Raw genomic sequence first — 13841 nt, forward strand, 5'->3', positions numbered from 1 at the left:
TCCATTTGCATAAACTTTTTACACAAGGACGCCCGCTAACGTGCAGCGGGTTATTTTTGCGCAATTTGTTTAGCCCATGACCCCTCAACGTGAAGCCCTCCTTGTTCTGGAAGACGGTACTGTTTGCCGCGGAAAAGCCTTTGGCGCCATCGGAACCACCGGCGGCGAAATCTGCTTCAACACCGGCATGACCGGCTACCAGGAAGTATTTACCGACCCAAGCTATTATGGCCAGGTGCTCATCATGAACAATGCGCACATCGGCAACTACGGCGTTAAGGAAGCCGACGTGGAGAGTGACTCCATCAAAATCAAAGGCCTGATCGGCCGCAACCTCGAGGAGCTCTTTTCGCGCCGCCAGGCCCAGGGCTCGCTCGACCAGTACCTGAAAGATCAGGGCATCGTGGCGATCGAGGGCGTGGACACGCGTGCCCTCGTGGGCGGCATCCGCAACAAGGGCGCCCAGAACTGCATCATATCCTCCGAAATCCTCGACCCCGAGGTGCTGAAGCAAAAGCTGGCGGAGATTCCCAATATGGACGGCCTCGAGCTTGCCTCGATCGTAAGCACGCGCGTGGCTTATGAACTGGGCGATCCCGCTTCGCCGGTACGCATTGCCGTACTTGACTTTGGCGTGAAGCGTAATATCCTCAACTGCATGACCGAGCGCGGCGCCTTCGTGAAGGTGTTCCCGGCCAAGGCTTCGCCCGACGAGATCCGCGCCTTCGGAGCCAACGGTTACTTTATCTCCAACGGTCCCGGTGACCCGGCCGCGATGGATTACGCCATCGGCACGGTGCGCGAATTGCTCAACGACGATAAGCCCACCTTCGGCATCTGCATGGGGCACCAGCTGCTGGCGCTCGCCAACGACATTCCTACGTTTAAAATGCACCACGGCCACCGCGGGCTCAACCACCCGGTAAAGAACCTGCTGACCGGCCGCTGCGAGATCACCACGCAAAACCACGGCTTCGGCGTCGACCCCGAAGCAGTGCGCAAGGCAGAGCACATAGAGATCACGCATGTAAACCTCAACGACGGCTCCATTGAAGGCATCCGTGTCAAAGGCAAGCCGGCCTTCTCGGTGCAATATCACCCGGAAAGCACGCCCGGCCCGCACGACAGCCGCTACCTCTTCGACGATTTCGTGGAGATGGTCCGTAGTTATACGGGACAGCAATAAATTGAAGAGCCCTGGCAGCAAAGCCGGGGCTTTTTGTTTTGGTGATCTTTGGCCGGCCCCCGTATTGATAAAGCTTGCTTTCTTTGCTGTATGACCTTCTATAATACGGTGCAGCCGGTATTTGAAACGGAACGCTTCCGGCTCCGGGGCATGGAGCCTGCGGACCAGGCTAACATTTTCCGTGGGCTCTCGCATCCCCAGGTCATTCCCTACTATGGTGTGCGCTACGACACACTGGAAGACACGGCTACCCAGATGGAATGGTACGCACAGCTCTGGCGCGAAAGCACGGGCGGCTGGTGGAAGATCACCGACCGGGAAACAGGCCGGTTCGCGGGTGCCATCGGCTTCAACGCGCTCAAGCCGACGCAACGGAGTGCCGAGATCGGCTATTGGCTGTTGCCGGAGTGGTGGCACCATGGCGTTGTACGCGAGGTGGGGCCGCAGGTCTTTCGTTACCTGTTCGCCGAACGAGGGCTGCACCGGCTGGAAGCTGTAGTGGAAACTGAAAACACCGCCAGCAGTGCTACGGCAAAGGCGCTCGGGTTTACCTACGAAGGAACACTACGGGAGTGCGAGCGCAAAGACGGACGCTGGATATCGCTGGAGTACTGGAGCCTGCTGGCCCATGAATTTGCTACCTTCGAAGCATGAAGGTCGCCATCATCAACGGTCCCAACCTGAACCTGCTCGGAAAGCGCGAAACCGGTATATACGGCCATGAGTCGTTTGAAACCTTTTTCCAGGGTTTGCAGCAGCGCAACCCGGAGGTGACGCTCACTTATTTCCAGAGCAACGTAGAAGGCGAGCTGATCAACGAGCTGCAACGGGTGGGCTTCGATTATGACGGCATCATTCTAAATCCCGGCGGTTATACGCATACGTCAGTAGCTATTGGTGATGCAATTGCCGCTATTAAGTCACCTGTTGTGGAAGTGCACATTTCAAATGTGCATGCACGTGAAGAATTCCGGCGCATATCGCATGTTTCGGCGAAGGCGGCCGGTACGATCTGCGGCCTCGGACTGCCCGGTTATGAACTTGCACTCAACTGGCTTTCGAGCACCATTGCGCGTTGAAATTTTTCCTTATCTCCCATGCTCTTAATTTGGCCCAACTTGTAGTTATACAATACGTTAGTATCTTGAGCCTCAAGAAGCCCTGCCGCTGAAACGCGCGCCCATAAAGGATTTGGCCCGGCACCCTCAGATGGCTGTGGCGAGCTCTGCCATAAAATATTTTTTAAATATTTGTTCGACTTTCGATTTTATTGCTGTAGTTTAGGACACGGAAACGCTTAGGCGTTTTTTTAAACCAATCGCGCATCTACCCAACATCAATCCAGCCTTCTGGACCTAACTACTCTCGTTAGGAAGCTTCGGATCTATCGCGCTTAATGAAACCCCTCATCGCTATTGCAAAAGTGGCCTGACAAGCCATTGCCCCCCGGCTCTTTCTGCCGATGACGGGACAATAAGGTTTTGATGGCAATCACCCACATCCGATTCGCACGGATGTGCAGACATCTTATTCTTCCAACTCGTTGATATCAACCCTAACCTAAAACCCAAAAAAACACCAGTATGCGAAAAGTAATTTTTACCCTTGGATTTTTGTTATCCATTGCATCCGCTTTTGCACAGACGCTCCTTATCACTGCGCCATCGCCCCTCAAAGATATTTATTGCCCGGGATCGACGTTGAGCATGACAGTGAAGACCACGGGCGGTAATTATGGCAGTTCCTATTATTATGGGGTCCAATTGAGCAACACGTCGGGTTCTTTCTCCAGCGGCACCATGATCCTCGGTTATAACAATGTGGCCGCAAATAATGCCGGCAGCGGCAAGACGTTTACCGCTACTTTTCCGTCGACGACGGGAACACAATACCGTGTGCGGCCGGTAGCCTTGAACACGAGCAATCTAACCGTAGCGCGCTCGGGGTCCGAAAACGGCTCCGACATTACCATCGGGTATCCGTCAGTGGACAATCCAGGTACGAAAACGTTTTGCCCGGGAAGCGCTTCGGTGAATCTAAACGGCGACAACGAAGGATCGCTTACGTGGACCAATTCCAATACGGGCATTGGCCTTGCCGCAAGTGGCACAGGAAACCTGTCCTTCACGGCTACGAACAGCTCGGGAGCCCCCATCAGTTCAACCGTTACGGTTACTCCCTGGTCCGATGTAAACGGTACTGGTTGCTCCGGCACTTCACAAGGCTTCTCGATTGTGATCAATCCAAAGCCGAATGTAAACCCGGTTTCTGATCAGACCCTATGCATGGGCACTTCTACGAGCGCTGTTTCTTTTAGCGGTTCTATTTCCGGAACTACCTTTTCCTGGACCAACAACAACACTTCAATTGGTCTTTCATCCAGCGGTTCGGGGAACATCGGTTCCTTCACAGGAACCAATACATCAGGCGTTGTCGCTACCGGTACGATCAACGTTACGCCAAAGTACACGAACAACAGCGTTACCTGTTCGGGCACGGCAGGGTCCTTTACTATCACGGTCAATCCAAAAGCATGGACGGGTGTCTCCAGTTCCGACTGGAATACATCTCCCAACTGGTCATGCGGCATTCCGACTTCCGCAGACAATGTCGTAATTACCTCCGGTACCCCGTTTGCGCCCACCGTGCTCAGCACTACGTCCGGCTCAGTCAAAAACCTGACGCTAAACAGCGGCGTTAATCTGACGGTTAACGGAACGATGAACATCGGCGGATCCTATACCAATAACGGCGTGCTCACCTGCGGCAACGGTGCGGTAATCAACGCTCCCAATGCAAGCATCACCTTCCCGACACCTGGCCCGCTTCCCACTCTTATTGTCCAGACTTTGATCCTGAGTGGCCTGGGCACTTATTCAACGGGAGGCAACATCGACGCGACCACGCTGAACCTTTCAAGTAAGGCCAAGCTGAACCTGGCCGATAATAATCTCACTTTTAACAGCGTTTCCAATGTAACGAATTCGGCCTATGTTATCGCTGAGGGGGCCGGCCTGATGAAGCACTCCGGTAACGCCACCTTCCCGGTGGGCACCACTGCAGGCTATTCACCCGTAACCATTACCAACGGCACTTCCTATACCTGGGGTGTGAACATGACCACCGGATTTTCCGGGAGCCTCGGTGCCACGGGCAGCGCCAGGTCCCTGCAGCGCATCTGGAAGATCACTCCTTTCACCAGCGGGGTGGCCCAGACAACTACCAACGGCACTACACTCAGCTTCCAATTTCCTACATCCGACACTTCCGGCACCAAAATGAACCTTACCAACGGAGGCTCGGCCAAGGTGTACCATTGGGATGGAAATGGAACAGGTTGGAGTTACGGCTGGCAGTTTGTAGGCAACGGCAACGTATCGCAAAACAGCAGCACCACCACGGTATACAACATTACTGCCTCGTCCTTCTCGCCCTTCGCCATTACCAGCACTTCTAACGTGCTGCCGGTCACCTTACTTTCTTTCAACGGCAAGCGCCAGGGCAGCCGCAATATCCTCAATTGGAGTACGGTAACCGAGCAGAACAACCGGGGCTTTGATATCGAGCGCTCCACCGACGGCCTCACCTACACGTCAATCGGCTTTGTGAAGAGCCTTGCCACCGGTGGTGAGAGTACCTCGGAGCTCGCCTACCGCTTTGAGGACGTCATCTCCGGCGGTCGGTTCTATTACCGCCTGCGCCAGGTGGACATCGACAATAAGTTCACCTACAGTAAGGTCGTGAAGCTTTCGGCTCAGTCGGGTAAGGAGAACGCAGTGAGCGGCCTGTATCCCAACCCCGCAGCAGCGCAGATCACGGCGCTGGTGGAAGCCACAGACAGGGGCTCCATCCTGATGACTGTTGTTGACGCACTCGGCCGCCCGGTGCTTCGCCGGACCGCAACGGTTGTCAACGGTACCAATTCAATTAACCTGGGCATCGGCAACCTCACCCGCGGACGCTACCTGCTGCAGGTTTTGTACCCCGACCAAACGCGCAGCACCACCTCCTTCATCAAACAATGACCGCTGCTTTAAGTGAGAATGTGGCCTCCGCTCGCGGGGGCCTTTTCTTTTGCTACTTTCCAAGCGGCCCGTTCAGCACCTTCTGAATATCGAGACAAACCTCGAGGATGAACCGGAGCTGGCTGGTCATCAGGTTGTCGTTTTCGGTTGCCGCAACCGGAGCTTCGTGCCTGGGCGCAGGCTTTGGCTGGCTGCCGTCGGACGGCACCTCTTCTTTTTCGAGCGCATGCAAGGCACGACGGACGATGCGCACATGTTCTTCGGGATGCTCGCGCGCCGGTTGCTGTTTCAGCTCGGCTGCCACCGTGGCCATATTGGAGAAAAGAATATGCTGCAGCACCACCACCTGGTGGAGCGGTTGGGCGCCGCCCTGCAGTTGCGCCGGCTCGTTGAGCACGCGTTGAAAAAGCGCCGACAGGTTGGCCGTTTGCACGTAGATCTCCTTGCGTGCCAGCTTGTACGCCAGCATCGAGGCCGGACGTCCTTCGAGTGCATCCACGAGGAGGCGCAGGTAGTCGCGGTCGGCACGGAGGAGGCCCGCCAGCTGGTTGCTTACCTGCCGCGACTCCCAGGAGGGAAACAGGAAGATGCTCGCGCCGAACGCGAGCGCGCAGCCGAGCACGGTATCGAAGACCCGCTCGAGGGCCACTTCGCGGAAGGGCATGCCCAGGTAGGTGAACAGCACCAGCACAAAGGGCGTGGTGAACACCACCATCATCAGGTAGTTGATCCGCATGAACGAGTAGGTGAGCAGCATGAACAGCACCATGAAGGCAAATTGAGCCTTGCCTGGAGGTACCAGTAATAATACGGTGATGCCGATGGCGCCGCCGGCGAGTGTGCCGATGATGCGCTGCACGTTGCGCTCGCGTGTAAGACTGAAGGCCGGCTTAAGGATAAAGGCGATGGTGAGCAGCACCCAGTAGCTGTGCTGCCCGTAGCCGATGAGGCGCGTCATGCCGAAACCGGCGAGGCAGGCGACGGCCACGCGGAGGGAATGACGGAACACACCCGAGTCGAGTGTCAGGTTTTCCCAGAAGATATGCGGGTCGAGGGGCTGGTGCGACACGAAGCGGCGGTGGTCGAGGCGGTTGCGGCGCTCGGGCTGCTCCTCGCCGAAGTAGCGTTGGAGTTCGGTATGTCGTAGCGCCAGGCGGCGCAGGTTAACGAGGATCTTGCGGAGCACCAGGTGGCTTTCCGACGGAAGGCGCGGCAGGCGGTCTACCTCGCTTTTGAGCTCCGTCAGGCGGGCCTCGATATCGACGGCGGGACGGTAGCGGCTGTTCATCTGGACGGCGGCACCCATCCGGTCGAGCTCGGCGGCGATGACCCGGATCTCGTCCGAGAAGCGCGCCAGGATGCCCGTAGCCGCGAAGCGTTCGCGCAGCTGCGCATAGTCGTAATAGCTGGCGGTGATGTCTTCGAAAAGATCAACGGCCTCTACAAACAGCAGCACCATGCGCCGTCCTTCGCGGGTCGACTCCGCCACGATCTGCCGCGTTTTGAAAAGGATCTCCCGCGCAGCATCCTGCTTCTCGTTTACCTGCACCTGGCGGGCCACGAGGCGCCGGTAGCCGCCCGCAAGGTCGGTAGCAGGATCATAGAAGTCGGCCTTGATGTACAGGTAACGCGCCATCTCGCGCAGGCATTCGCCCAGCACGCGCTGTGCCGGGCGATAGGGGCTGACAAGAGAAAATACCTGCGACAGGGTGAAGTACCAGAGCCCGCCCGCGGCGATGAGCGCGCTGTGCTCCAGGGCGCTCTTGCCGGGAATCACCTTGTCCATCGTCAGGATCATCATCAGGATGGCGGCATTGCCCACGCCGGTTGCCCGCGCCCCGTACGCGTTGAACATGGAAAAGAAAAAGGCGACACCCGCGAGCTCGAGCGCCATCGTGAACGGGTGGAGGCGGGCGAAGGCCGTAAGGAGGCTTACCCCGAAGATTGCCAGCACGCAGAACAGCATCCCGTTGCGCTTGTTGACGATCGGGCCCGGCGCATCGGTAAGGCTCACGCACAGCGCGCCGAGGGAAAGCGTCATACCGGCTTCGAACTGTCCCTGGTAGTAACCGGCGATGGCGGGCACCAGGATGGCCAGCGTGGTGCGCAGCCCGTCGGCAAAGGCCTGGCTGTAGAGAAAATAGCGGAGCTCGCGAAACTGGTCCTGTATGCGGGGCATGATCCGGACGAAAATACGGTGTGAACGGGGAGCGACCCCGTGTTGTCCTGATGAAGGTCAGCCCGGCGGATAAGGGCGCTCACGGTTATGGCGGTCGGTGCCTCCGAGCTTTGCGGTACTTATGAAGATCCCCATCCGCTACCAGGCCGCGGCAGAAGCGCTTTCCATCATTCAATCGGGCAACCGCGTATTTGTACAGGGCAGCGCGCAGACGCCTACCTGCCTGCTCCGCGCCCTCGCCGCCGAAGCGCCGCGCCTCCGCAACGTGGAGCTGGTGTTCATCACCGTGTATGGGGATATGCATGTAAACCGGCCGGAGCTCGCTGAAAGCTTCCGGCTCAACTCCCTCTTCGTTTCGGCTTCCATCCGCAACGACGTGGCTGAAGGGCGCGCCGATTATGTGCCGGTGTTCCTGAGCGAGATCCCCAATCTGTTCAGCCAGGGCGTGCTGCCCATCGATGTGGCCCTGGTGCAGGTGTCGCCGCCCGACGCGCACGGCTACTGCTCACTGGGTGTGTCGGTGGATGTGGCCCGCTCGGCCGTCGATAATGCCCGCTATGTTATCGCGCAGGTCAACCCAAACGTGCCGCGCACCCACGGTGATGGTGTGGTTCACGCGAGCCGCTTTCATGCGCTGGTGGAATGCAAGGAACCCCTGTACGAGGCGCAGTTTGGCGGCAAGGCTACTGCCGATGACCTGAAGATCGGCGCGCACGTGGCCGGGCTCATCGATGACCGCTCTACGCTCCAGATGGGCATCGGCGCCATTCCCGACGCCGTCCTGCGCTCGCTAACCGGGCATAAGGACCTCGGCATTCATACCGAGATGTGCTCAGACGGTATCGTTGATCTTGTTGAAAAAGATATCGTCACCAACCGCTACAAAAAGATCCATACCGGCAAGTCGGTCACCGGCTTTGCCCTCGGTACGCGCCGCCTGTATGACTACGTAAATGATAACCCGGCTTTCCAGTTTCTCGACATCGACTATGTAAACGACCCGCATATCATCCGCCGCAACCCGCGGGTGGTGGCCATCAACAGCGCCATCGAGATCGATCTTACCGGGCAGGTATGTGCCGACTCCATCGGCACCTGCCAGTATTCGGGCGTGGGCGGTCAGATGGACTTCATGCGCGGCGCGGCGCTCAGCGAGGGCGGCAAGCCCATCATCGCGCTGCCTTCACGTACGGCCAGGGGCGTGCCCCGCATCGTGCCTTTCCTGAAGCCCGGCGCGGGCGTGGTCACCACCCGCGCGCACATGCATTACGTGGTTACGGAATGGGGCGTGGCCTATCTCTATGGAAAAAACCTGCGGCAGCGTGCCAAAGCCCTCATCGCTATTTCCCACCCCGACGACCGCGAGGCGCTGGAGCGGGCCTGCTTTGAGCGATTCAGGATCTTTTAACCGGTCTGCGGGTAAAGAAAAGGGCCAAACATTTGTGTTTGTCCCTTTCCGATCGTTGAAAAAGAAGCAAACATTCAGGATTTGTCCTTTTTTACTGATGAAGCGGGATCAAACAGTTTTGTTTGCTCCCTTCTTTCCCGGGAGTCGGGATAAATCAACTTTGATTGCTCCCGCCTCTTCCCGGAAATGGGACAAACCAGCTTTGTTTGCTCCCGCGTCTTCCTGGAAAAGGGATAAATCAACTTTGTTTGCTCCTTTTGCGGTGGGATGCCGGGTCAAACCTGTTCTGGTTACACCCGTTCATTACCTGTTGACGGCTCATGACCGCCCGGGTTAGCCTGCCCTTCACCAGGAACGGGCTGCCCGGCAACTGTCGGTGTCCATCGCTGTTGCGGCAGGGCGCCCGGGTAATGTTCTTTGATATAATTCAGCAGATGCTCGCGCACGGCACAGCGTAGGTCGAAGACGTTGCCCGAGCTGCTGCCGCTGACGAGCGCGCGTAGCTCCAGCACGTCGCGCTTTGCATCCGACACGATCAGGTTGCCCACGCGCTTGTCCCAGAGCGGGTGCGCGGCCACGAAGCGCAGGAACTCGGCGCGCACCGCTTCCACGGGCACCGAAAAGTCAACATACAGGAATACCGTTCCCATCGTGTTGGCCGTGGTACGCGTCCAGTTCTGAAAGGGCTTTTCGAGGAAATAGGTAATGGGCAGCACGAGGCGGCGCTCGTCCCAGATGCGCACCACCACGTAAGTGAGCGTGATCTCCTCGATCCGGCCGAACTCGCCTTCCACCACCACCTCATCGTCGATGCGTATGGGCTGGGTAAAGGCGATCTGGAAGCCGGCCAGCAGGTTGGCCAGGGAGCGCTGCGCGGCGAAGCCGATGATGATGCCGCCCACACCGACGCCGGTAAGCAGGCCGGTGCCCAGTTTGCGCATCGAGCTGAACGTGAGCAGTACGGCACCGATAGTGAGCAGCACGATGATACTTCCGATCACGCGGCGAACATAAAGCAGCTGCGTCAGCAGGCGGCGCTGCCGCAGGTTGTTGGCCTGGTTGATGTTGATGCGGCGGTGGGCGAAGTCCTGGAATACACGGATAAACCGGATGAGCATCCACGAGAACGTGAGGATGAGGGCGATCTCGAGGAAGTGCGCGGTATTGCGGTGGGCGGCAGCGCTGAGGCGCATATCGGGGCGCAACAGGTTGAGCATGAAAAAGGGCACGAACACATTTACCGGGGCAGCCAGGTGCCGTACCAGCGAATTGAACAGGAAAAGACCCTGGATGTCTTTCTGCTGAAGCCGCGCCAGCAGCCACAGGACGCCCGACAGCAGCAGCCCGGCCACCAGCGCGCTCCCGGTAATGGCGGCGTTCCAGCCCCAGTTGGAGAGGTGGTACCCGCGAAGCCAGTCGGTGAGCAGCTCATTCATGGCGGAGGGTGTTGCAAGATTCTTACCAGCGGGAGCTCGGGCCAAACCACCTGCCTTTGGCAAACATGCAGGGGAGATTACATGATTAACGAGTACATGATTACCTGAGTACATGAGGGAAAAGGCGCTTTTCCCTCTACCTCTAAAATCATGTACTCATGTATTCTGTAATCATTTGCTTACCCCTCACCACATAATCCGCCTGCGGGCTCCCGGTTACAGAAAGCCCCGCTTTTATTGCGGGGCTTTTGCTTAGTCTTCCTCACCCGGCATGCCGGGCTCTTTCTCTTCCGTGGCGGGAGCCTTTTTCTCTTTTGCCCTGGCTTCTTTCTTCTTCAGCCAGTCGGGGTCTTTCTGGAGGCCCTGCACGTCTTCAAGCTTCGCGATGTAAAGACTGCGGCCGTGGGTGCCGAGCACGAGCTCGTTCTCGCGCTCCTGGATGGCGATGTCGTGCACGGGTACCGAGAGGGGGATGCCCGCCGTCCAGGCCATAAAGTTCCTGCCGCGGTTGAAGGAAACGTAGATACCGCCATCGGTGCCCACGTAAAGGATATCGGGGTTCTTCGGGTCTTCGCGCACCACATTCACCGGCTCGTAGGGGAGGTCGGTGCCGATGGCGGTCCAGGTGGCGCCCCTATCTTCGGACACGTATAAATACGGGCGGAAGTCGTCGTTGCGGTAGCCGTTGAGCGCGGCATATACCCGCGGCTCGCTCCAGCGCGAGGCAATGATGCGGCTTACCCAGAGGCCCCTGGGCAGCTGCTGCTTCACCTTGCTCTTTTTGTCGCCCTCGTCGAGCGCCTTCCAGTTGTAGCCGGCGTCGTCGCTGCGATGCAGGCGGCCGTCGTCGGTGCCGGTGTAGAGCAGGCTGAAGCGCAGGGGCGACTCGGCGATGGTGGTGATGGTGCCGTAAGGAACATTGCCGCCTCCATCACCGCGGGTCATGTCGGGGCTTACCGGGATCAGCGTGTCAGCCTTGCTGAAGGAGCGGAACAGCTTGTTGCCACCGAAATAGACGATGTCGGGATTGTGCTTCGAAAGCAGCACCGGCGTTTGCCAGTTGAAGCGGTAGGGCCGCTCGCCCAGCGCGTGCACCGGTGTGATCCGCTTGTAGGTGCCCTGCGGCGCTGCACGGTTAAAGCGGCTGTAAGCGCCGAACTGCGAGCCGGCATAGGTGGTGGTGTTGTCGCGCGGGTCTACCTGCACCTGCATGCCGTCGCCGCCTACGATCTGCTTATAAGGATAGGAGCCGTTGTCGAGCCAGTCCATCGATTCGCGGTTGGTGGAAGGACCGTACCATACACCGTTGTCCTGCAGCCCGCCATACACGTTGTAGGGTTTGGCGTCATCAACCGTAACGGAATAGAACTGGCCTACGGCGGGCGTATTGGCCTTGAACCAGTGCTCGCCGTTGTCATAGGTGATGTTGAGTCCGCCATCGTTGGCGTCGAAGATGTGGCTGTCGCGCGCCGGGTCGATCCAGGCATAGTGATGGTCGGCGTGCACGTGCTCCTTGTCGATGTGTTTGAAAGTAGCGCCGCCGTCGGTGCTCAGGTCGATATTGAAGCCGGTGAGCACTACTTTCTTGTCGTCCGCAGGTGATACGAAGATCTTTCCGAAATAATAGCCGTAAGAGCTGAAGATGGGGAGCGGCTTCTGGTTGGTCTTGCGCCAGCTGGCGCCCGCGTCGTCGCTGCGGTATACCTCGGCGCCGATGGGTGTCGTTTCGAAACCGGTGTTCACGTAGAGGTAATCGTACAGCGCGTTTGGTTTCAGCGTGCCGTTGGAAACCGACTCCAGAATATACTTGGCCGTATACCTGCGGTGCAGGTTGTTGCGCTTGAGGAAGGAGTCGAGCTTGCGGGCGTCGATGCGGGCAAACTCCTCAAGGGTGATGTTCTTGAAATTGCGCAGGTAGTATTTCGTGGTGTCGTTGAGCGTGGTGTCGGGCGATGGCGTCTGGTTGTCGAACACGATGTAGACGATCTTCGGGTTCTTCGGGTATACGGCCACGCCCATGCGGCCTACGTGCTCGCCGGAGGGAAGACCGGGCACACGCTTCCAGGTGTCGCCGCCGTCGGTGCTTTTGAAGAGGCCGCTGCCGGCGCCGGAGGCCACGAAGTTGTTGGCGCGCCGCGTGCGGTACCAGGCCGACGCATAAAGTTCGCGCGGGTCCTGCGGGTTGATGTCGATGTCCACTACGCCGGTATTGTCGTCCACGTAAAGTGTCTGCTTCCAGCTGGCGCCGCCGTCGGTGGTCTTGTACACGCCGCGCTCGCGGTTGGGCGAATATAGATGACCCAGTACGGCTACCCAGGCCGTGTTGTCGTCGGTGGGGTGCAGCTGGATCTTACCGATGTGGTGCGACTCGGGCAGGCCGATATAGCGCCAGCTGCGGCCGCGGTCGGTGCTTTTGAACAGTCCCGTGCCGGCATAGGAGGAGCGGCTGCTGTTGACCTCGCCGGTGCCCACCCAGATGGTGCCGCTGCGCCAGTTGACGGCGATGGCGCCGATGGTGAGCGTGTGGGTGCTGTCGAAAACGGGGGTGAAGCTCTGCGCGTTGTTGTGGCTGTACCAGAGGCCGCCGGTGGCGTAGGCTACATACATTTCCGTCGGGTCGGCGGGGTTGACGGCGAGGTCCACCACGCGGCCGCTCATGATGCTGGGGCCGATATTGCGGAAGCGGACCGAGTCAAGCACGGAGGCGCGCTGGAGCACGGCCTTTCGTTCAAGGCCGCGCAGGCGCTCGGCGGCGGGGGTAGGGGCCTGGGCCTTTGTGAAAACTGTAACGACAAGCAGTGCCGCGGTGAGGGCGGATTGAATTAATTTTAGGGGCATATCATTAACATTATGCGTGCATCAAACATACGATTCCGGCGCTTGTTGCTGGCTGCGCTTTTACTGGTGTCGGTAAATAGCTTCGGGCAGTGGAAAAGCTACATTATTGGTAAGAAGGGGGACACCCTTAACCGCGTAGACCTCAAAGGCCGCCAGCAGGGGCCTTGGGTGATCCGCCAGGAGCCGCTCCGCGGCGAGCGGGGCTACGAGGAAGAAGGCTATTTCGAAGACGGGGCCCGTATGGGCAACTGGCGCCGCTTCAGCCTCGAGGGCGACCTGATGGCGATTGAAAGCTATCGCTGGGGCATGAAAGACGGCAAGCAGGTGTACTTCAACCTTGAAGGCCGGCCCACGCGCGAGGAGATGTGGCGCGCCATCGATCCGAAGAGCCCCTACGACACCGTTCCCGTGCGCGACCTCAACGATCCCTCCAAGATCGTGCGCTACCAGATCGTGAAGGTGGAGCCTTCCTCCTACAAGCACGGCAAGTGGCGCTTTTACAGCGACCGCGACGGCCGCCTCGAAGACACGCAGGAGTGGGTGATGAACAAGCTGAAGACCGCCGACGACGAGCTCCTTCCCATCGAAGTGTCGGAAGGCGTGGAAGGCAAGCGGAACACGGTGAAGAAAGAAGACGCTCCGAAAGAAAAAGTAAAGCCCAAGGAAGTGATGGATTTTGAGAAGAAGCACTCCGGCAAGAAGAAATACGACGTCCGCGACGGCGCCACCGGCGGGTAATTGGTTAATTGGTCTGTTGGTTAATTGGTAA

At 58.5% G+C, this 13841-nt stretch carries 9 protein-coding genes; 6 read left to right on the forward strand and 3 right to left on the reverse strand.

All coding sequences use genetic code 11. The features are described from left to right. Nucleotides 1-76 precede the first annotated feature (76 nt). The 4 genes from carA (at nt 77) to EPD60_RS14535 (ending at nt 5211) form a co-directional block, all read left to right on the forward strand. The gene (gene carA / locus EPD60_RS14520) at nt 77-1186 is read left to right on the forward strand and encodes a glutamine-hydrolyzing carbamoyl-phosphate synthase small subunit (protein WP_131450242.1); all 1110 of its coding nucleotides are present in this window, start codon (nt 77-79) and stop codon (nt 1184-1186) included. Between the two features lie 90 nt (nt 1187-1276). Continuing rightward, complete coding sequence (locus EPD60_RS14525; RefSeq protein ID WP_131450243.1) at nt 1277-1840, forward strand: GNAT family N-acetyltransferase; 564 nt, start codon at nt 1277-1279, stop codon at nt 1838-1840. Then, on the forward strand, nt 1837-2265 hold the full coding sequence (aroQ, locus tag EPD60_RS14530) for a type II 3-dehydroquinate dehydratase (protein ID WP_131450244.1): 429 nt from the start codon (nt 1837-1839) through the stop codon (nt 2263-2265). The genes EPD60_RS14525 and aroQ overlap by 4 nt, the downstream gene beginning before the upstream one ends. A 504-nt stretch (nt 2266-2769) precedes the next feature. Then, a complete protein-coding gene (locus EPD60_RS14535; RefSeq protein ID WP_131450245.1) occupies nt 2770-5211 on the forward strand; it encodes a beta strand repeat-containing protein in 2442 nt (813 codons plus the stop codon). Between the two features lie 52 nt (nt 5212-5263). Here EPD60_RS14535 and EPD60_RS14540 read toward each other — a convergent pair whose 3' ends face one another. Continuing rightward, entirely contained in the window at nt 5264-7390 is a 2127-nt protein-coding gene (locus EPD60_RS14540) for an FUSC family membrane protein (protein ID WP_131450246.1), read from the reverse strand. A gap of 121 nt (nt 7391-7511) precedes the next feature. Between EPD60_RS14540 and EPD60_RS14545 the strand changes: the two genes are divergently transcribed. After that, a complete protein-coding gene (locus EPD60_RS14545) occupies nt 7512-8798 on the forward strand; it encodes an acetyl-CoA hydrolase/transferase family protein (protein ID WP_131450247.1) in 1287 nt (428 codons plus the stop codon). A 290-nt stretch (nt 8799-9088) separates the two neighbouring features. On the opposite strand, the gene EPD60_RS14550 is transcribed toward EPD60_RS14545, so the two are convergent. Beyond that, nucleotides 9089-10234, reverse strand: coding sequence for a mechanosensitive ion channel family protein (locus tag EPD60_RS14550; RefSeq protein ID WP_165871559.1), 1146 nt, complete (start codon nt 10232-10234; stop codon nt 9089-9091). Between the two features lie 252 nt (nt 10235-10486). Continuing rightward, nucleotides 10487-13072: a WD40/YVTN/BNR-like repeat-containing protein gene (locus tag EPD60_RS14555; RefSeq protein ID WP_131450249.1), complete on the reverse strand. Its 2586-nt coding sequence runs from the start codon at nt 13070-13072 to the stop codon at nt 10487-10489. Nucleotides 13073-13084: 12 nt separating this feature from the next. Here EPD60_RS14555 and EPD60_RS14560 point away from each other — a divergent pair, with 12 nt between their 5' ends. Further along, nucleotides 13085-13810 (forward strand): toxin-antitoxin system YwqK family antitoxin, encoded by a 726-nt coding sequence (locus tag EPD60_RS14560; RefSeq protein ID WP_131450250.1) that lies wholly within the window; start codon nt 13085-13087, stop codon nt 13808-13810. The last annotated feature ends 31 nt before the right edge of the window (nt 13811-13841 follow it).

The organism is Flaviaestuariibacter flavus, from assembly GCF_004337505.1.
Taxonomy (GTDB): domain Bacteria; phylum Bacteroidota; class Bacteroidia; order Chitinophagales; family Chitinophagaceae; genus Flavisolibacter; species Flavisolibacter flavus.